Consider the following 20737-nt stretch of genomic DNA (forward strand, 5'->3'; position numbering starts at 1 on the left):
TCGACAAAGCGTCGAATCGGCAGGACGGCACGACGTCAACCACGGCTGCGCGGTCCACTTCCTGGCGGGCGGCGGTCACGGTTGTTCGACCAGTCGGACATCGTTCGAAACCCCTTGACGCCCCACCACGCCTCGATTGACACTCTCGCAACACGATGACACACAGCCGAAACGGCGGGCAGCCCAGGGACGGGCCCTCGCCCTCGGCCCGCACCCTTTTTCTGGTTCCGCACCTTCATCAGCCGTGCTCTCAGCAGGGAAACTCCACATGACGTACATCGCAGGTCCACGCGACCGCGCGAGACGCCGGGCAGGCCGGCTCGCCGGGCTGACCGCCGCGTCACTGCTTCTGGGCCTCGCCGGACCGGTCGCCCCCGCAGTCGCGGACAGCGCGGACATCACCGACGGCCTCGCCCTCTGGTACAAGCTCGACGCCGCCTCCGGGACCACCGTGACCGACGCCTCCGGCAACGGCCGGAACGGCACCGTGAACGGCACCGCCGGCTGGACGGGCAACGGCCAGGGCCTGTCGTTCAACGGCTCGGACACCTACATCAAGGTGCCGAACGACGTCATGAAGGGTATGGACTCCATCAGCGTCTCCATGGACGTGCTGATGGACGAGTCGCAGGTCGGTCCGTACTTCATCTACGGCTTCGGCAACACCAGCAACGGCGCGGGCAACGGCTACCTCTTCGCCACCGGCAACTCGCTGCGCACGTCCATCGCGTCCGGCAACTGGTCGACCGAGCAGAACACCCGGCCCGGCGACTCGCACAACCTGACCCGCTCGGTATGGAAGCAGCTCACGTACACCCAGACCGGCACCACCGGTGTGCTCTACGAGGACGGTGTGGAGGTCGGCCGCAACACGTCGGTCACCACCACGCCCGGGTCGATCGGCTCGGGCACCACGACCGCCAACTACATAGGCAAGTCGGTCTACACCAGCGACAAGCTCTTCAAGGGCAAGATCCGTGACTTCCGGGTCTACAACCGTGCCCTGGCCGGCGCCGAGGTCGAGCAGCTTTCGCTCCCCGTCGCCGAAGAGGGCCTCGCCGCCGACAAGGCGGCCCTCACCCTGGGCGACACCAGCGCGGTGACCGCCGATCTGGACCTGCCGAAGACCGGCACGGCCGGCGGCTCGACCATCACCTGGTCCAGCGACAACACCGACGTGGTCTCGGACTCCGGCGCGGTGACCCGCCCTGCCGCCGGTCAGCCCGACGGCCACGCCACGCTGACGGCGACCCTGAAGAAGGGTTCCGTGAGCGCCACCAAGACCTTCGAGGTCACGGTCCTGCCCGCCTTCGACGACACGACCGCCGTCGACCAGGCCGCCGAGGCGCTGACCGTGCACAACCTCGACGACGTACGGGGGAACCTGACCCTCCCGACCTCCGGTGACCTGGCCACGAAGGTCTCCTGGTCCTCCGCGAACTCGGACGTCGTCTCCGCCGACGGCGTGGTGAAGCGTCCCGCGCACGGCGACGGCTCCACCACCGTCGAGCTGACCGCGACCGTCACCAAGGGCGAGGCGAAGAAGACCCGCGCCTTCACCGCGAAGGTGCCGGAGCTGCCGAAGAAGGAAGCCCTCAAGGGCTACATGTTCAGCTACTTCACCGGCGAGGGCACCTCGGACGGCGAGCAGCTCTACGCGGCCCTCAGCAAGGGCAACGACCCGCTGAAGTGGCGGGAGTTGAACGACGGCAAGCCCGTCCTGACCTCCACGCTCGGTGAGAAGGGCCTGCGCGACCCGTTCATCATCCGCTCCCCCGAGGGCGACAAGTTCTACCAGATCGCCACCGACCTGAAAATCTTCGGCAACGGCGACTGGGACCGCTCGCAGCGCCAGGGCAGCAAGTCCATCATGGTCTGGGAGTCCACCGACCTGGTGAACTGGACGAACCAGCGCCTGGTGAAGGTCTCCCCCGACTCGGCCGGCAACACCTGGGCCCCGGAGGCGTACTACGACGAGGAGCTCGGCGAGTACGTGGTCTTCTGGGCGTCGAAGCTGTACGACAACGAGGCCCACACCGGCGACACGTACAACCGCATGATGTACGCGACGACCCGTGACTTCTACACCTTCAGCGAGCCCAAGGTCTGGATCGACCGCGGCTACTCGGTCATCGACTCCACGGTCATCCGGCACGACGGCGAGTACTTCCGCCTCTCCAAGGACGAGCGGAACAACACCTCCTCCACGCCCAACAGCAAGTTCATCTTCGAGGAGAAGAGCGACACGCTGCGGAACCTCTCCTGGACCCCGGTCGCCGAGGGCATCGGCAAGGGCGAGATGAGCGCCGCCGAGGGCCCGCTGGTGTTCAAGTCGAACACCGAGGAGAAGTGGTACGCGTTCCTGGACGAGTTCGGCGGGCGCGGCTACATCCCCTTCGAGACGACGGACCTGGCCTCCGGCGTGTGGACCCCGTCCACCGGCTACGACCTGCCGTCCAAGCCCCGGCACGGCACGGTGCTGCCGGTCACCCAGGCCGAGTACGACCGGCTGCTGCAGACCTACGAGCCCGACCAGATCATCACCGACGTCGAGGACGTGAAGGTCGAGACGCGCATCGGTGAGGCCCCGGTCCTGCCGGCCACCGTCATCGCCGAATCCGGCGACGGTGTGAAGCGGCCCGTCGCGGTCACCTGGGAGGACGTGGACGCCGCGCAGTACGCGCAGGCCGGCACCTTCACCGTGAAGGGTGACATCGCCGGCGACTCGTCGATCGAGGTCACCGCGGAGGTCACGGTCTCCGCCGAGGGTCCGGACGTCCCCGCGGACCTGCTTCTGCGCTACGACTTCGACGAGACCGGCGGCAGCATCGCCCGCGACTCCAGCGGCCACGGCTACCACGGCACCTACGTCCGTACGCCCGACTTCGGAACCGGCGTCGACGGCGGCTCCTTCAAGATGTCCGGCGGCAACAGCGGCTCCAGCTCGCCGTACGTCAAGATCCCGAACGGCGTCCTGAAGGACACCAGCAGCGTCACCGTCTCCACGTACGTCAAGTGGAAGGGCGGCGAGAACTTCCAGTGGCTGTTCGGGCTCGGTCCGGACAACAACAAGTACCTGTTCGCCACCCCGTCCAACGGCGCCGGCAAGCTCTTCTCCGCGATCACCAAGGCCACCTGGTCCGGTGAGAAGCAGATGATCGGCGGCTCCCAGCTCACCGCGGGCGAGTGGAAGCACCTCACCGTCACGCTGAACGGCGCGACCGAGACGGCGGTCCTCTACGTGGACGGCGCCGAGACGGCCCGCGTGAACGGCGTCACCATCAAGCCGTCCGACCTGTACGACTCCGCCAAGGACCACTCCGGCTACATCGGCAAGTCCCTGTACTCCCCGGACCCGTACTTCGGCGGCGAGGTCGACGACTTCCGGATCTACAACCGGGCCCTGACGCCCGCCGAGGTCCTGGAGCTGGGCGGCAACACCACCGGGATCGCCGCGGTGACCCACCCGGCGCTCAAGGTCGACGCGGTCGTCAACGACAAGGACAGCAAGGTCGTCCTGCCGCTGACCGCAGGCAGTGATGTCAAGGCCCTGGCACCGGAGTTCACCCTGGCCCACGGCGCGACCATCAGCCCCGCCTCCGGCACCCTGCGCGACTTCAGCGAGCCGGTGACGTACGAGGTCACGGGCTCGGACGGGAAGAAGCGCACCTGGACCGTGTCGGCAGTGGTCATGAAGAGCCCGGTCCTGCCCGGTCTCAACGCCGACCCGAACATCGTCCGCTTCGGCGACACCTTCTACATCTACCCGACCACCGACGGCTTCGAGGGCTGGAGCGGTACGCAGTTCAAGGCGTACTCCTCCAAGGACCTGGTCAACTGGACCGACCACGGCGTCATTCTGGACCTCGGTCCCGATGTCAGCTGGGCCGACGCCCGGGCCTGGGCTCCGACGATGGGCGAGAAGAACGGGAAGTACTACTTCTACTACTCCGCCGACACGAACATCGGCGTCGCGGTCTCCGACTCGCCCACCGGCCCGTTCAAGGACCCCCTGGGCAAGCCGCTCATCGCCCGCGGCGCCCACACCGGCCAGATGATCGACCCGGCGGTCTTCACCGACGACGACGGCACGTCCTACCTCTACTGGGGCAACGGCCGCGCCTACGTGGTCCCGCTCAACGACGACATGGTCTCCTTCGACGCCTCGAAGATCACCGACATCACGCCGAGCGGCTACAACGAGGGCACCTTCGTCATCAAGCGCAAGGGCACCTACTACTTCATGTGGTCGGAGAACGACACACGTGACGAGAACTACCGGGTCGCCTACGCCACCGGCTCCTCGCCCACCGGCCCCTGGACCAAGCAGGGCGTGATCCTGGAGAAGGACCTCTCGCTCGGCATCAAGGGCCCCGGCCACCACTCCGTGGTCCACGTCCCGAACAGCGACGACTGGTACATCGCCTACCACCGCTTCGCCATCCCCGCCGGAGACGGCACCCACCGCGAAACCACCATCGACAAGCTGGAGTTCGACACCGACGGCCTGATCAAGAAGGTCGTCCCGACCCTCGAGAGCATCGCCCCGGTCTCCATCGCCCGGGCCGGCGTGGACGCCTCCGGCAAGGAAGGCTCCAAGATCCAGCTGAACGGCACGGTCTCCGGCGCGGGCACCGCCCAGTGGACGATCGGCAACAACGTGCCCTGCGTGTTCGCCAACGCCAAGTCCGCGAAGACCACGGTCACCTGCGCCGACAACGGCACGTACACGCTCACCCTGACCGGCGGCCGCAGCAGCGACACGGCGACCGTGACCGTCACCAACGCGGCCCCGAAGATCACCTCCGCGACCGGCCCCAAGTCCCCGGTGGCGGCGGGCAAGAGCACCTCGGTCTCGGCGAAGGTCACCGACCCGGGCGCCCGTGACACCCACACCTGCAAGGTCGACTGGAAGGACGGCACCAAGCCGACGACCGGCAAGGTCAGCGCGGGTGCGTGCAAGGCCGCGCACACCTACCGCAAGGCCGGCATCTTCCGCCCGGTGATCACCGTCACCGACGACGACCGCGCCTCGGCGAGCAGCACGCTCCCCGAGCTGATCGTCTACGACCGGGCCGCCGGCGGCGCGACCGGCAAGGGCAGCTTCACCTCACCGGCCAAGTCCTTCCCGGCGGGACCGAAGCTGACCGGCACGACGGGCTTCTCCTTCACCGCCAAGTACGGCAAGAACGCCACCAAGCCGTCCGGCAAGGCCGCGCTCGACTTCGCCAAGGCCAAGCTGAAGTTCCGCTCCACCGGTTCCGACTGGCTGGTCGTCACCGGTTCGAAGGCGGTCTACCAGGGCTCCGGCACGGTCAACGGCAAGACCGGCTACGCCTTCCGGATCACCGCCACGGACGGCCCGGACACCTTCAAGATCAAGGTCTGGAAGGAGTCCTCGGGCACGGTCGTCTACGAGAACAAGTCGGCCGCGAAGACGAAGGGGATCACGATCGGCCGCAAGTGACCCCGAGTCATAGCGACACCTAGACCGAGCCGCGTCCGGATACGCTCCGGGCGCGGCTCGGTTCGTGTGGTGTGGGCGCATGGCCGTGCGCGGGCCGGGACGGATCTCGAGCTCGGCCCCCGGACGGTGTTCCGTCGCGCAGGTCGGCCCCCGCCCCGGCAACCGCCGCGCGTGCCGTGGCGTGTGCCAGGGCGTGTGCTCGACGATGGCCGCCACGCGTGCCCGGCACGTGCTCGACGATGGCCGCCACGCGTGCCCGGCACGTGCTCGGCCATGGGCGCCGCGTCGATCACGGCCGTCTGCGCGGCTCCGGCCAGGACCCGTCCGTAGAGGTGGCCGGTGGGCCGATGCATAGAGCGGGCGGGGGCCGTCGGCCGGGGAGGGCTGTCGGGGGTGGAGGCGGTCATGGCATCTCCTGGTCACAGGCCGGCTCGGCGGCGTCAGGTGCGGACCTGGGACGTGCGGTCCGCCGCCGACCGGCCCACTGACCCGAGGCAACCTTCCAGTCCGGAAAACCGTCTCACTGGCGAAGTGGCCGCAGAACAGGGGGCGTAGGAGTGGCGGAGCTGTCGGCGCGGGCACTGGACGGGGTGCCGTGGGACCGGCTGGAGTCGATCGATCCGACTGCGCCGCCCGAGGAAGTGCGCCGGGTGCTGCGCCGGCTGTTCCACAAGGGGCCGGAGTCCACCGAGGACGACTGCTGGAAGCTCTTCGACGCCCTGGGAGGGCCCGGGGATGGCATCTCCTCCGTCGCCACGGCCGCCCTGCCGTTCCTCGTCGCTCTCGCCTGCGATCCCCTTACGGGCGCCCGTGCGTCCCTCGTGGAACTGCTGGCGTCCCTGTCCGAGGTGCGGGGGAGTGCTCCGGCCGGGTCGGTCGACCCGGGCTGGTCCGAGGCCTGGCGACACGCTTACCCCGCGGTGCGCTCCCTGCTCGCCGACCCCCAGCCCGCGGTACGCCGGGGGGCCATTCCGCTGGCGGACGGCCCCCGTGGGCTCCTGGAGCGGTGGCGTACCGAGCGGGACCTCTCGGTCCGGGTGCCGGTGCTGTTCGCACTGGGCCGGCTCGTGGCGGCCCCCGAGGCCGAGACCCCGATGGTCGACGAGACCCGAGCCGTCCTGGACACGTCACTGCGGGACCCCGACCCCGTGCTGCGGGCCGCGGCCGTCGTGGCCTACGCGGACCTGGACCCCGAGGTGCCGGTCCGCGAGCTGGAACTGCTGCTGGAGGCGCTCACCGACCCCGCCGCGCGCTCACGCTGGGGAACCGTCTGGTACGAACGGGGCTACGAGTACCCCAGCGACCGCGAGAGCGTCGCGTACGGGGCGGCCGTGCTGTTCGACGACAAACCCGCCCAGCAGCGGCTCTTCCTGACCCGGCTGTCGGCGGAGGCGAGTCCCGCCGAGGACGCCGATCTGCTGCGGGCCGTGCTGGACCGCTGCCTCCTGCTGCTGGTCTCCTGCCGGTCCGCGGAGTCCGCGGTACTGCCGCTCGCGGGCGGTGCGCTCGACCATCCGGACGTCTCCGTACGCGTCAGGGCGGCCCACCTCCTCGGCATGCTGGGCCCCCGGGCCACGGCGTACGCCGATCGACTGGCCGCTCTGCTCGACGACTCGGCCGAGGTGGAGTTCCTGGAAGGCGCCGTCAGCGAACACGCCTGCTGGGCACTGACCCGGATGGACGATCCACGGGCACTGCCCGGCCTGGTCGACCGGCTCTGCGCACCGTTCCGCGAGCAGTACGGCCGCAGCTACTGCACGGGCGAACCCCGCCGCCCCGAACCCGTGGACGTCCTGGCCCCGCTCCGCGCCCACGCGGACACCCTCCTGCCGTCGATACGCGAGGAACTCCGCCGCAGCCTGGCCGACCCCGACGCACACGGTGTCCTCACGGCCGACTTCCTGGCGACCCTCAAGGCCTGGGAGACGGACGCGCTGCCCGCCCTGCCGGAGATCACGGGCTATGTGAACGACCGCTTCCACTGGTACAGCGCCACCGAAACCCTGGTGGCCCTGGGCCCGGCCGCCGCCTCCGCCGTACCCGCCCTGCGCGAGCGCATGTCCCTCGAACCTCCGGCCAATCACCCGATGCTGCTGTGGGCCATCTGGCGCATCGGGGGCGCCGATCCGGCGGAGGCGCTGCGGGCCGTCGGCGGAACTCTGTCGGCCGAAGGGGAGAAGCCGTTCACCGGCTCGGTCGACCGTCTCGCCGACTTCGGCGCCGAGGCCGCGCCGTACACCGACCGGGTGCGCTACGCCCTGACCGCGGACGAGAGCTGGACCAGGACAGGGGCGGCGATCGCCCTGGCGTCGATCACCGGCGACCCCGCGCCCTCCCTGCCGTTCCTGGAGGAGGAGATCCTGGCGCTCACGGCCGGTGGCGAGTGGTACGGCACCTTCCAGGACGCGCTGCGCACACTCATCCGCCTCCGCACGCTCACCCCCGCCACCCGAGCGGCCCTGCGCATCCTCCGGGACCAGGACCACCGCCTGTCGCCGCGTGCCGACTACCGGGCGGTCCTCGACGACGAGAAACTCCGAGCCCTGATCGACGAGGCTCTGGACATCCCGTCCTGACGGGCTTCGGCCACCCACGGAACCTTGGCGGGGCCGGGGTTGAGCACCACACCCGGCCCCGCCCGTCCGCACGTATCGGCGAACGTCTCATGGAGCCACCCGTCGACAGCCTGCCGACGGGGCGCTACCGCTTCCCGGCCCTACGCGTGGCCCGCAGCCACTCCTTGTTCATCCCGGTGATGGACACCAGCGGGATCCCCTTGGGACAAGCCGTGGCGCACTCCCCCGCGAGCGTGCACCCCCCGAACCCCTCCTCGTCCATCTGCGCCACCATGTCCAGCACCCGCGTCTCCCGCTCGGGCGCCCCCTGCGGCAGCACGTTGAGGTGGTTCACCTTGGCCGACGTGAACAGCATCGCGGCCCCGTTCGGGCACGCGGCCACACACGCCCCGCACCCGATGCACTCCGCGTGCTCGAACGCGAAGTCCGCGTCCGGCTTCGGCACGGCCGTGGCGTGCGCCTCCGGCGCGGCACCGGTCGGCGCGGTGATGTATCCCCCGGCCTGGATGATCCGGTCGAACGCCGAGCGGTCCACCACCAGGTCCTTGATCACCGGGAACGCCGACGCCCGCCACGGCTCCACATCGATCGTGTCGCCGTCCGAGAAGGACCGCATGTGCAGCTGACAGGTGGTCGTCCGCTCCGGCCCGTGCGCGTCCCCGTTGATGACCAGGGAACACGCCCCGCAGATTCCCTCACGGCAGTCGTGGTCGAAGGCCACCGGGTCCTCACCCCGCAGGATGAGTTCCTCGTTGAGGGTGTCGAGCATTTCCAGGAAGGACATGTCGGGCGAGATGTCGTCCACCTCGTACGTGGACATGGCGCCGTCGGCGTCGGCGGCGCGCTGCCGCCATACGCGCAGGGTGAGCTTCATGCGTAGCTCCGCTGAGTGGGGTGGACGTACTCGAAGACCAGGTCTTCCTTGTGCAGCACGGGGGCCGTACCGGTGCCCGTGAACTCCCAGGCGGCGGCGTACGAGAAGTCCTCGTCCCGGCGCTCCGCCTCGCCGTCGGCCGTCTGGGACTCCTCACGGAAGTGACCGCCGCAGGACTCGCTCCGGTGCAGCGCGTCGAGGCACATCAGTTCGGCGAGTTCGAGGTAGTCGACGATCCGGTTGGCCTTCTCCAGGGACTGGTTGAACTCCTCGCCCGTCCCGGGGACCTTGATCCGCCGCCAGAACTCCTCCCGGATCTGCGGAATCCGTTCCAGGGCCTTCCGCAGCCCGCTGTCGGTGCGGGCCATTCCGCAGAACTCCCACATCAGCTCGCCCACTTCGCGGTGGAAGGAGTCGGGTGTGCGGTCGCCGTCGACGGAGAGCAGCAGGTTCAGGCGGTCCTCGGTCTCGGCCAGCACCTCCTGCACGACGGGGTGTTCGCGGCCGATCTCCCCCTGCTCGGGGTGCCGGGCGAGATAGTCGTTGATCGTCGCCGGCAGCACGAAGTAGCCGTCGGCGAGGCCCTGCATCAGCGCGGACGCGCCGAGCGGTTGGCCCCGTGGTCGGAGAAGTTGGCCTCGCCGATCGCGAACAGGCCGGGGACGGTGGTCTGGAGGTCGTAGTCCACCCACAGGCCGCCCATCGTGTAGTGCACGGCCGGATAGATCCGCATCGGCACCTTGTACGGATCCTCGTCGGTGATCCGCTGGTACATGTCGAAGAGGTTGCCGTACTTGGCCTCGACGGCTCCGCGCCCCATTCGCTCGATCGCGTCGGCGAAGTCCAGGTAGACGCCCTGCCCGCCGGGGCCGACGCCACGCCCCTCGTCGCAGACGTTCTTCGCGGCGCGGGAGGCGATGTCACGGGGCACGAGGTTGCCGAACGAGGGGTAGATCCGCTCCAGGTAGTAGTCGCGCTCGTCCTCGGGGATCTGGTGCGCGGGCCGCTGGTCGCCCTTGGCCCTCGGCACCCAGATCCGTCCGTCGTTGCGCAGCGACTCGCTCATCAGCGTCAGCTTCGACTGGTGGTCGCCGGTGCGCGGGATGCACGTCGGGTGGATCTGGGTGAAGCAGGGGTTGGCGAACAGGGCGCCCCGCCGGTGGGCCCGCCAGACCGCGGTGGCGTTGGAGTTCATGGCGTTCGTCGACAGGTAGAAGACGTTGCCGTAGCCGCCGCTCGCCAGCACCACGGCGTCCGCGAAATAGGTGTCGATCTTTCCGGTGATGAGGTTCCGGGCCACGATCCCGCGTGCCCGCCCGTCGATCACGATGAGGTCGAGCATCTCCGTGCGCGGGTGCATCTCCACCCTGCCCGCCGCGATCTGCCTGCTGAGGGCCTGGTAGGCACCCAGCAGCAGTTGCTGGCCCGTCTGTCCACGGGCGTAGAAGGTCCGGGACACCTGGACGCCGCCGAAGGAGCGGGTGTCGAGCAGTCCGCCGTACTCCCGTGCGAAGGGCACGCCCTGCGCCACGCACTGGTCGATGATCTCGACGGAGATCTGGGCGAGTCGGTGGACATTGGACTCGCGGGCCCGGAAGTCGCCGCCCTTGACGGTGTCGTAGAACAACCGGTGGACCGAGTCGCCGTCGTTGCGGTAGTTCTTCGCGGCGTTGATACCGCCCTGCGCGGCGATGGAGTGGGCGCGGCGCGGCGAGTCCTGGTAGCAGAACTGGACGACGTGGTAGCCCTGTTCGGCGAGCGTGGCGCCCGCCGCACCTCCGGCGAGGCCCGTGCCGACGACGATGACGGTGTGCTTGCGACGGTTGGCGGGGTTGACGAGCTTGGCCTCGAAGCGGCGCTTGTCCCAGCGCTCGCTGATCGGGCCCTCGGGCGCCTTGCCGTCGACGACCGGTTCTCCGGTCGTGTAGTCCGCGTACTCTGAGGACGTAGTCATGGTCAGCTCACCACTCCGGTCATGACGGCGACGGGTACGGAGACGAAGCCCAGGGTCAGCACCAGCGCGAGGACGTTCGCGGTGGTCTTCAGGGCACGGTCGCGGGTGCGGCTGCCGGCGCCGAGGGTCTGCGCGGCGCTCCAGAAGCCGTGCCGGATGTGCAGGCCGAGGGCGAGCATCGCGACGATGTAGATGACATTGCCGTACCAGGTGGAGAAGGTGTCGATCACGTTCTGGTACGGGTGGCCGGCCTCGAAGCCGCCCGGGTGGACCGTGCCCGTGGTCAGGTCGAGGATGTGCCAGACGATGAACAGGCCGAGGATGACGCCGCCCCACCGCATGGTGCGGGTCGCGTAGCTCGCCCGGCGTCTCTGGTGCGCGTACCGGGTCGGCCGGGCCTTGATGTCGCGGCGGCTGAGCTGGTAGGCGGCCGTGGCGTGGGCGACGACCGCGGCGACGAGCGCCACACGGACGATCCACAGGGCCCACTCGTGGTGCAGGAAGGGCTCGCCGAGGGTGCGCAGCCAGTGCGCGTAGCCGTTGAACTCGTCGGAACCGAAGAAGATCTTGAGGTTGCCCAGCATGTGGACGACCAGGTACGCCAGCATGATCAGTCCGCTGACGGCCATCACCGTCTTCTTGCCGAGGGAGCTGTCCCACACCGAGCGCGCCATGGACGGTTTTCGTGCCGACCGTTCCGCCCGGTCCGACCGTTCCGTCCGCGTTGCCAGAGCCATGCCCATGACGCTAGAACCGCATCCCCTCATCGGTCCAAGACATGAAACAGCTCGAATCGATAGCCTGAAACTATCGTCCCGTATCGTGGAGGGATGCAGTTCCAGCAGCTCCAGTACTTCGTGGCCGTGGCCGAGACCAGGCACTTCACCCGGGCGGCCGAGCTGGTGCACGTGGCGCAGCCGTCGCTGTCGCAGCAGATCAAGGCGCTGGAACGGGAGTTGGGGGCGGACCTCTTCCAGCGGGCTCGGGGCAACATCACCCTGACCGACGCCGGCGAGGCACTGCTGCCGCTCGCCCGCCGCATCCTCGCGGACACGGACACCGCCCGGCACGAGGTACAGGAGCTGGTGCAGCTACGCAGGGGCCGGGTCCGGCTCGGCGCGACCCCGAGCGTGTGCACCGGCCTGCTCCCCGACGTGCTGCGCACCTTCCACGACCGCTATCCGGGCATCCGGCTGCTGATCGAGGAGGGCGGCTCGCACGACCTCGTACGTCAGCTCGCGCGCGGCGCCCTCGACCTGGCCCTGGTCGTCCTTCCGCTCCCCACGCCCTCCCCCGCGCTCACCACGGTGGAACTGCTGCGCGAAGACCTGGTGGTGGTCTCCTCCCCGGACGCCCCCGCGCCCGGCGACGGCCGCCGGACGGTCCGTGTCCCCGATCTGGAGGGCGAGCGCCTCGTGATGTTCCGGCACGGCTACGACCTGCGGGAACTGACCGTCGCCGCGTGCCGCTCCGCGGGGTTCGAGCCGGATTTCGCGGTGGAGGGCGGGGAGATGGACGCCGTGCTGGGCTTCGTCCGGGCCGGGCTGGGCGTGGCCGTGGTCCCGCGTATGGTCGCCACCCGCTCCGGGCGGGGCCTGCGGGTGACCCCGCTGGCCCGGCCCGGACTGCACCGCACCATCGCCCTGGCCCATCGCAGCGATGTGGCTCCGCCGCGGGCCGCGAGGGAGTTGCAGCGGATGTTGGTGGAGCGGTGAGGTGGGGTGGGGTGTCGGGCGGCGCCCGGACTCGCCATCGGTAGGGAGCGCCGCTCGGGTCTGCGGGTGCATCGTGGCTGATCGCGCAGTTCCCCGCGCCCCCGAACGACCGCCGCCTCGCCGTGGGCGATCGCGCCGCTCCCCCGCGCCACCGAAAGACCGGCGGCCCGTCGCGGCCGATCGCGCCCTTCCCCCGCCCCTGACGGGGCGCGCTGCACGACTCGGGGGCTGGAAAGGCGCCCTATCCCGTCGCGTCCACCAGAGCCAGTTCGTGCAGTCGCTCGGGTGGGCCCGGGCGGGCGTAGTACCAGCCCTGGGCCGTGTCGCAGCCGAGTGTGCGCAGTTGTTCGGCCTGGGCTCCGGTCTCCACGCCCTCGACCGTGACCGCGAGGTCGAGGCTGTGGGCGAGGGAGACGATGCCCTCGACGATCTTCAGATCGACGGGGTCGGCCGGGAACTGCTGCATGCTCTGGGTGAAGGACCGGTCCAACTTCAGGACGCGAACCGGCAGTCGGCGCAGATTGGCGAGGTTGGAGTAGCCGGTGCCGAAGTCGTCGAGGGCGATGTCGACGCCCATCTCGGAAAGTCTGCGCAACGGTTTGAGCAGGTCGTCGTCGGCGCCGATCAGCGCGGACTCGGTGACCTCCAGACAGAGCGCTTCGGGTTCGAGGCCCGCGCGCTCCAGGATGTCGACCGTGTCCTGGACCAGTCCGGGGTGGGTCAACTGGCACGGCGACAGATTGACGTTGACGCGCAGCGGGCCGGTGGCTCCCGTACCGCCCTGCCGTTCCTGCCACTCACGGGCCTGGCGCACCGACTGCTCCAGGACCCAGCGGCCGAGCGGCACGATCAGCCCGGTGTGCTCGGCGAGCGGGATGAAGCGGTCGGGGCCGAGGACGCCGTGTTGCGGATGAAGCCAGCGGACCAGGGCCTCGGCACCGCGCACCGTGCCGTCGCCGAGGTGGACCAGTGGCTGGTACTCGATGAAGAACTCGCCCCGGTCGAGGGCCGCGGGCAGCGCGGTGGTGAGTCCGTGCCGGGTGATGGCCCGGGCGTCGGCCTCGGCGTCGGCCATCTCGTAGCGGTTGCCGCCCGCCGACTTGGCCCGGTACATCGTGATGTCGGCACTGCGCAGCACCTCCGCCGGGCCACGCTCACCGGCCGGGCCCTCGACGATGCCGATGCTGCCGCGTACGAGCAGTTCCCGGCCGTCGATACGGACGGGGGTGACCAGCGCGTTCATGATGCGGTCGGCGAGTTCGTCGACCTCGCGCTCGGTGTCGGTGCCGGTGGTCAGGGCCACGAACTCGTCGCCGCCGAGGCGGGCGACCATCTCGCCGGGCGCGGTGGCGCAGGACTGCAGCCGGTCGGCGACCTCGACCAGCAGCCTGTCGCCGGCCGCGTGCCCGAGGCTGTCGTTGATGGTCTTGAAGCCGTCGAGGTCGAGGTAGCACAGGCCGAAGCGCTGGCCGTCGCCCGCCGCGAGGGCCTTCTCCAGGCGCTCGAAGAACAGCGTGCGGTTGGGCAGTCCGGTGAGCGCGTCATGGGTGGCCTCGTAACGGAGGCGGAGGTTGAGCAGCCGGCGCTCGGTGGTGTCCTCCATCAGCGCCAGTTGGTACTGGGGCCTGCCGTCCGCGTCACGCAGCAGGGAGACCGTCAGATTGGTCCACAGGACCGTTCCGTCAGGGCGGGAGAACGCCTTTTCGGTGTGGTAGTGCTCGCGCTCGCCGCGGACCAGTTCGTCGTACAGGCGCCACACCTGGGGCGCGTCGTCGGGGTGCTTCCACTCGGTGACACCACGCCCGCGCATCGTCTGCTCGGTGACGCCGAACATACGCAGCAGTGCGCCGTTGACCTGGAGGATGTTCCCTTCGAGGTCGGCGATGCCGATGCCTATGGCGGCGCCCTCGAACACCGCGCGGAAGCGGGCCTCGGTCGCGTGCAGGGCCCGGGCGACGGCCCCCTGGGCCTCCAGCGCCGCGCGGGCGATCGCCTCCTGCTCGGTCAGCGTCCGCTGCCGCAGCGCCTCGGCGTAGCCGGCGGCCATCGCGGACTGCAGTCGCGCGGCGCGGGCCCGCAGGTCCTCCTGGGGTCCGTCGCCGCCGCAGTAGAGCACCAGGTAGGCGTCGACGCAGTCCAGGGTCCGGCTGAGCGCCTCGGGTTCGGTGCAGTGCGCCTCGACGAGGGCGGCGCCGACCGCCCGGCCCTCCTCGGCGTGATGCGTCCTCGCCCGCAGCGCCTCACTGAGCCTGCGGGCCAGCGGCAGTAGTCGTTCCTCGAACTCGAGCCGGGTCAGCGACGTGGAGGTGGCGGGGAAGACCGCGCGGCTCCAGATCGTCGCGAACCGGCGGAGTCTGTCCTCCGGCCCGTCCGGCTCCGCCCTCACGCCTTGGTCCCCACGCCGGCGAACTGGGCGAAGGCGTACGGATCCTCGTCCTCGGGAGCCGTGTCGGGCCGCCATTTCGCCATCGGCACCACTCCGGGTTCCACCATGTCGTACCCCTCGAAGAACCGCGCGACCTCGTCGCGCGAGCGCATGATCAGCGGATTACGGATGCCCTTGTACACGTCCATCGCGCCCTCTGCCCGCTCCTGGGGGAGTGGAATTCCCTCCACGCAGGCGTGCGAGACGACGAGCACGCTGCCGGGCGCGAGCGCGTCGCGCAGCTCGGCCACCGCTCCGTACGGGTCGTCCGTGTCCTCCACGAAGTGCAGTATGGCAACCAGAAGCAGCGCCACCGGCCGGTTCAGGTCGATCAATCGCTCGACCTGGGGGCTCTCGAGGATCTCCCGGGGCTTGCGGAGGTCGGCCGCGACCACGTCCGCGTCGTCGTGGCCCTCCAGAACGGCCTGGCTGTGTGCTACGGCGACGGGGTCGTGGTCGACGTAGACGACCCGTGCGCCGGGCCTGGCCTCCTGGGCGATCTCGTGCACGTTTCCGAAGGTGGGGATCCCGGACCCGATGTCCAGGTACTGGGTGATGCCTTCGTTCGCCGCGTACCGCACGGCGCGGCGCATGAAGGCACGGTTCGCCTGCATGATCTTGGGCAGTCCGGGAACGAACTCCATGGCCCGGCGGGCCGCCTCCCGGTCGACCTCGAAGTTGTGCGAACCGCCCAGGTAGTAGTCGTACATGCGGGCCACGGACGGCATCGAGATGTCGATGCTCCGAGGAGCCCAGGCGGGACGCTCCATCTGTGTTCTCCAACGCGTCGGTGGTGGCGTAGGCGATCCGGTGTTCGAGCTGAGGCTACTGATCGTCCGCCGACGGAGCGAGCGAAAACGGAAATTGACCGTCCGTTCAATGCCGCTGCCGATGGCACATGCCCAACCACCGTGCCGATCATGCGCGTTCGACTGTGGACAATTACGGAGACTCCGTCAACACCAAGGCGCGGTAGACGCGTGCGCCGGTGTCCGGGCATGCCAAGCGGTCCGCCCCCTCCGTGCGGTGTGGAGGGGGCGGACCCGGATCGGCCTTGCCGGTGTGGTGCGTCCGGCACTTCTCTCTCGTCCACTCCCTTCCGCGTGCGGTTTTCCGAATGGCGAGGTGATGCACCCTGGGGAAGGTGATCCTTACTACGGCGCGTCGATCGGCTCCCCGTCGCCGTTGATGGCGAACCAGGTACCGCCGACACCCTGGCCGTTGGTGTCGCCGGGGGCCTTGTCGTTGGCGAAGGTGTAGAGCGGGATGCAGTTGATGGTCTGCTGCTTGATACCGTCGGGCCGGTCGAAGACCGTGTAACCCTTCAGCAGGATGCCCTCGGTGTCGTTCTTGTCCACGGGGCCGACGACGGGCCACTTGTCGAGACAGGCACCGGTGCACTTGGTCGACATCGGCCACTGGGTGTCCTTCATGAACCGGTAGACCGTCATGCCGTTCTTGTCGACGACGATCTCGCCGAGCTTGGCGTCGTTGCGGGTGGTCAGGCCGGCCTTCTCGACCGCCCCGCCCCCGGCGTCGCCCGTGTCACCCGCGCCGCCGCCACCCTTGGTGGAGGCCTTCTTGCCGTTGGGGGCCGAGGCGAACCAGGTGCCCTTGAGGCCCTGGCCCTTGATGTCACCGGCCTTGGTGTCCTTGGCGAAGTAGTACATGGGCCAGCCGCCGACCGTGAGCTGCTTGGTGCCGTCGGGGCGGGACACCTCGCCGAGCAGCGCCTTGTCGACACCCTGGGCGGCGGTGGCGCCCGCGGCGGGCACCGGCGGCCAGGTGGTGGCGCACTCGCCCTCACAGGTCGTCTTCGGCGGCTCGAAGGAGTCCTTGTCAAAGCGGTACAGGGTGCGACCGGCGCTGTCCGTGAGGACCTCGCCGTACTCGTCGCTGTTCCACACCGTCAGCTGGCCCGCGGAGGCCGCCGTGGTGGACTGGGCCTGGTCCGACGTGCCCGAGCCCGCCGCGCCGGCCGTACCGGCGCCGGCCGTGCCCGCACCGGCCGTGCCCGCACCGGTGCCGGCGATGGTTCCGGTGCCCAGCGTCGGGGTGGAAGCGGCGCCCACGTTCTGCGAGGACGTGGACCCCTGTTCCTGACCGCACGCCGTCGTCAGCGCCAGCACAGCCGCAGCTGAGGCTACGAGTGAGGCGCTCCGCCAGGAGGTCTTCATTCCAACTCCCCGTGTTCCGGTGGGTGTTGCAGCGCCCTACTGCGCCGCTTGCTGGCCCTAGGTACGGGCGGGAGTGGCCGAAGTGTTCAACGTGGCGGGAATTTCTTTCGGAAGTCCGTGCCGCGGTCGGCGGCACGGCACTCGCCGCCCCCTGCGCAGGTGTCGAGTGCGCGGGTGTCGAACAGGGGTCAGCGTCCGGCAGCCCGGTCAAACCTTCGGGGCCGGTTTTTCGCTCGTTTGAAGCAATCCGTCCGCGCTCCCCCGTACGCGGGCGCGCGAGCACGGATGATCTCCGACGTGCAAGGACCCCAGCGGACCCGATCCGCTCTCGCCCTGCGGCTGTCGGCCCTGCTCGCACTCACCTGGCTCCTCGCCGGAGCACCGAGCGGCACGGCGGTCGCCGACGCCTGCGCGTACGCCTCCGTCGGCCCGGACAGCGGCGGGACGGTCGCCGTGGCGATCGGGGGCACCGACTCCTGCGAGCCGGTTCCGGCGACCACACCGTCGCCGTCCCCCACGCCCACCCCCTCGCCACCCCCGTGGTGCCCACCGGATCCGACGCCCACCCCGACTCCTCCACCACGGCCGGAACCCCCCGCGCCCACCCCGGACCCCACCCCCACACCGCCTCCGAAACCGACACCCAGCCCGCCCCCGAGGCCCGCGCCGCCGCCTCCGCCCCCTCCGCCGGTCGTCAAGGCTCCCCTGCCCGCCCCGCCCGCGCCTCCCCCACCGAAACCGAAACCGACGCCCAGGCCGAGCGCGCGCCCCGAGGTCTCGCCGACCCCGGTGAGCTACCCGCCGTACCGGGCCCCGGCCCGCTCGCAGACCAAGCGCTCCGGCCCGTCCCTCGTCTCGCTCGCCCTGCTCGTCACCGTGCCCGCGGTGTTCGCCGCCGCGGCCCTGCGTCCGCGCTGACCCCTGGAGGAACCTCTTGTCGGAATGGCTTGTTCTGACCCTCGCGATGGGGGCGGCCTGTCTGGTCGTCCTCATCGTGGCCGTGGTTCGGCATCACGCGGCACCCGCGGACGAGGACCCGTCCGAGACCCCGGACGTCATCGAGTACATCACCATGATGATCGGCGTGGTGTACGCCATCGTCCTGGGCCTGGCCATCGCCGGTGTGTGGGAGGCCCGCAGCGCCGCCCAGGACCAGGTGCAGGCGGAGGCGCAGGCCCTGCACGAGATCAGCGAACGGGTGCGGGTGTACCCCGAGGACGTGCGCGGCCGCATCCGGGAGGACATCGACGCCTACGTCGGCCATGTCGTGTCCACCGAATGGAAGGTCATGTCGGAGAAGGGCGAGGTGACCGAGCGTGGCACCGACCTGCTCGACACCGTCCGCGCGGACGTCACCGACTACGAGCCTGCCGATGACTTCGAGGCACAGGCCTACCAGCCGCTGCTCGACCAGATGGCCACAGCCGACGCGGCGCGCAACGCCCGCGCCGACTCCACCGGCGAGACCATGCCCGGCGTCGTGTGGTTCGGTCTGATCACCGGGGCCGTGGTGACGGTCGGCATGGTGTTCGCCCTGCAGATCCGGCGTACGGCCCGCGAGCTGATCCTCGCCGGGTTGTTCTCCGCCCTCATCGCCTTCCTGCTCTTCCTCGTCTGGGACTTCGACGCGCCCTACAGCCGGGGACTCTCGGCCACGGCGGAGCCGTTCCTCACCCTCTTCCCGAACGCGGGCGGGTGACTGCGCCCTCGAAAGCCCGGTCACGCGGCCGGGGGACGTGCGCCACGCCGGCCCGCCCCCGGCCGTTCGCGTGCCGGTCCCCTGGGCGGAGTACGCCTGCCCGCTTCACGGGACTGCGTTCGCGCCATCGGGCGCACCTTCCCCTTCCTGACCGTCGGTTCGCACGCCACAGCCCTTCGCCCCGGTACCCGAGCGGGTCCGGGGCCAAGGGCTGTGCGCCGGACGATCCGTGCTCCGGACGATCCGTGCTCCGGACGATCCGTGCTCCGGACGATCCGTCCGAGGGGTCCGTGCACCGTGCGTGCGATCCGTGCTCCGAAGGGGGCGGGCTCAGATCTCGCTACTCGACGCGTCAGATCCTGTTCTCGGAGCGGCGTCGCATCCAGAACACACCACCGCCGACGAGCGCCGCCGTCACCAGTCCGCCGCCGATGGCGACATCGGTCGTCGTGGCCCCGCTGGAGCTGCTGCCGCCGATACCGCCGCGGACGCCGCCGAGGACGGTGAAGACGCTGTTGAACGTCTTGCGCTTGCCCTCGCAGTGGGTGGTGACGTTGTACGAGCCGGGGTCGGCGTTGGAGTTGATCCGCACCGTGGCCGTGGCGCTCGTGCCACCCATGGAGGTCAGATTGGTGGTGGGGAAGGCGTTGGAGCTGATCGTGCTGCCGGCCATCGTGCACGCGTCACCGCCACCGACGGTGAGGACGAGCCGGCCGCCACGGGCGACGGCATTGGGGGCGGCCGTGACCGAGCTCGGTTGGTCCCAGGCGGTGGCCGTCGGCGCGGCGACGCCGACCAGGGCGACCGCGGCGGCCGCGGCCGCCAGGACACGAGTAGTGCGCATGTGATCCTCCGCGGAAGACGCCCCGGGTCCCGTCCCCGGTCGATCGGCGAGAAAGCGTCTCCCGAACAGACCCTCGGATGCCGTGCGCCGGGCCGCATGTCGGCGATGGTCCGTCCTGGTGAGCGGACACGCCGGGATATCTCCGCATGATCGGATATCGCCGCAGGTCACGGACTGTCGGAAATCTCCTGGGGACCGGCGACTCGGATGGCGCAGAACTCCGCCGGACGGCCACCCGTTCGCACCTGCCTTGTCGCCGTCGCCGTGCGGCCCGCTTAGCGTTCGTCGTATGCGCGACGGACGCGGCGACGGCCGCGTCGAGAGGGGATGGCGATGTCTTCGTCAGGACCGGCCGAGGTCGAATGGGAGGAGCGGCGGAAGAAGCGTGCTCCGTGGGGCGTGATAGCGCTGGTGCTGCTGACCGGTCTCGCTCTCATTCGCAACGGCTCGGGCGAGTTCGACGAGGGCCCTCCGCAGCCCGCGTCGGCGGCGGCCGCCGATACCCGCGGCACCCCCCACGGCACCTTCACCGACGTCCCCGATCCGCTGCCGTACGCCATGGTCGACCGGGTACGGATCCCCTCGATCCGGGTCGACGCCCCGGCGGTGCCCGTCGGGCTGGACACGGCGGGCTGGGTGGACGCGCCGCCGGCCCAGGACCCGAACCTCGCGGGGTGGTTCACCGGAGCGGTCTCCCCCGGCGAGAAGGGCACGGCCGTCGTCGTCGGCCACGTGGACAACGAGCGGGGCCCCGCCGTGTTCTACGGACTCGGGGCGCTCAAGAAGGGCAACAAGGTCGAGATCCGGCGGGCGGACCGGAAGACCGCCGTGTTCGAGATCTACGGCATCGAGGTCTTCGCGAAGAACGACTTCCCGGGCGACCGGGTCTACGGCAACAGCGGAATTCCCGAACTGCGGGTCATCACCTGTGGGGGCGGCTTCTCCAAGCAGAACGGCTACGACGGGAACGTCGTCGTCTTCGCCCGCCTGACCGAGGTGCGCTGAG

The 20737-nt window shown here is 70.1% G+C and carries 12 protein-coding genes and 1 pseudogene; 6 read left to right on the forward strand and 7 right to left on the reverse strand.

Going from position 1 to position 20737, the window contains the following annotated elements:
* The first annotated feature begins 268 nt into the window (after positions 1 to 268).
* Positions 269 to 5467: a family 43 glycosylhydrolase gene (locus ACFY9I_RS31320; RefSeq protein WP_391007676.1), complete on the forward strand. Its 5199-nt coding sequence runs from the start codon at positions 269 to 271 to the stop codon at positions 5465 to 5467.
* Positions 5468 to 6024: 557 nt separating this feature from the next.
* On the forward strand, positions 6025 to 8043 hold the full coding sequence (locus ACFY9I_RS31325) for a hypothetical protein (protein WP_391007678.1): 2019 nt from the start codon (positions 6025 to 6027) through the stop codon (positions 8041 to 8043).
* A gap of 124 nt (positions 8044 to 8167) precedes the next feature.
* Here ACFY9I_RS31325 and ACFY9I_RS31330 read toward each other — a convergent pair whose 3' ends face one another.
* The 3 genes and pseudogenes from ACFY9I_RS31330 to ACFY9I_RS31340 form a co-directional block, all read right to left on the reverse strand.
* Positions 8168 to 8917 carry a succinate dehydrogenase/fumarate reductase iron-sulfur subunit gene (locus ACFY9I_RS31330; RefSeq protein ID WP_391007680.1) on the reverse strand — a complete coding sequence of 250 codons (750 nt, stop codon included), beginning with the start codon at positions 8915 to 8917 and terminating at the stop codon, positions 8168 to 8170.
* Positions 8914 to 10871, reverse strand: a pseudogene (locus ACFY9I_RS31335) (fumarate reductase/succinate dehydrogenase flavoprotein subunit). The gene ACFY9I_RS31330 and the pseudogene ACFY9I_RS31335 overlap by 4 nt, the downstream one beginning before the upstream one ends.
* 2 nt (positions 10872 to 10873) lie before the next feature.
* On the reverse strand, positions 10874 to 11545 hold the full coding sequence (locus tag ACFY9I_RS31340; RefSeq protein ID WP_391007829.1) for a succinate dehydrogenase: 672 nt from the start codon (positions 11543 to 11545) through the stop codon (positions 10874 to 10876).
* Positions 11546 to 11701: 156 nt separating this feature from the next.
* Between ACFY9I_RS31340 and ACFY9I_RS31345 the strand changes: the two genes are divergently transcribed.
* Positions 11702 to 12586, forward strand: coding sequence for a LysR substrate-binding domain-containing protein (locus ACFY9I_RS31345; protein ID WP_391007682.1), 885 nt, complete (start codon positions 11702 to 11704; stop codon positions 12584 to 12586).
* Between the two features lie 241 nt (positions 12587 to 12827).
* Here ACFY9I_RS31345 and ACFY9I_RS31350 read toward each other — a convergent pair whose 3' ends face one another.
* The 3 genes from ACFY9I_RS31350 to ACFY9I_RS31360 form a co-directional block, all read right to left on the reverse strand.
* Positions 12828 to 14972 carry an EAL domain-containing protein gene (locus ACFY9I_RS31350; RefSeq protein ID WP_391007684.1) on the reverse strand — a complete coding sequence of 715 codons (2145 nt, stop codon included), beginning with the start codon at positions 14970 to 14972 and terminating at the stop codon, positions 12828 to 12830.
* Positions 14969 to 15781, reverse strand: a complete 813-nt coding sequence (locus tag ACFY9I_RS31355) for an SAM-dependent methyltransferase (protein WP_391007686.1) — start codon at positions 15779 to 15781, stop codon at positions 14969 to 14971. Before ACFY9I_RS31355 ends, ACFY9I_RS31350 begins: the two co-directional genes overlap by 4 nt.
* 384 nt (positions 15782 to 16165) lie before the next feature.
* Positions 16166 to 17188, reverse strand: coding sequence for an SCO0930 family lipoprotein (locus tag ACFY9I_RS31360; protein ID WP_391007688.1), 1023 nt, complete (start codon positions 17186 to 17188; stop codon positions 16166 to 16168).
* A gap of 297 nt (positions 17189 to 17485) precedes the next feature.
* Between ACFY9I_RS31360 and ACFY9I_RS31365 the strand changes: the two genes are divergently transcribed.
* Positions 17486 to 18106, forward strand: coding sequence for a hypothetical protein (locus tag ACFY9I_RS31365; protein ID WP_391007689.1), 621 nt, complete (start codon positions 17486 to 17488; stop codon positions 18104 to 18106).
* A 16-nt stretch (positions 18107 to 18122) separates the two neighbouring features.
* The gene (locus tag ACFY9I_RS31370; protein WP_391007691.1) at positions 18123 to 18887 is read left to right on the forward strand and encodes a hypothetical protein; all 765 of its coding nucleotides are present in this window, start codon (positions 18123 to 18125) and stop codon (positions 18885 to 18887) included.
* A 352-nt stretch (positions 18888 to 19239) separates the two neighbouring features.
* Here the strand turns inward: ACFY9I_RS31370 and ACFY9I_RS31375 are convergent, their stop codons facing one another.
* The gene (locus tag ACFY9I_RS31375; protein ID WP_391007692.1) at positions 19240 to 19731 is read right to left on the reverse strand and encodes a hypothetical protein; all 492 of its coding nucleotides are present in this window, start codon (positions 19729 to 19731) and stop codon (positions 19240 to 19242) included.
* Positions 19732 to 20064: 333 nt separating this feature from the next.
* Between ACFY9I_RS31375 and ACFY9I_RS31380 the strand changes: the two genes are divergently transcribed.
* Entirely contained in the window at positions 20065 to 20736 is a 672-nt protein-coding gene (locus ACFY9I_RS31380) for a class F sortase (RefSeq protein ID WP_391007694.1), read from the forward strand.
* Position 20737: the final 1 nt, after the last annotated feature.

Source organism: Streptomyces sp. NPDC012510 (assembly GCF_042955065.1).
Classification (GTDB): Bacteria; Actinomycetota; Actinomycetes; order Streptomycetales; family Streptomycetaceae; genus Streptomyces.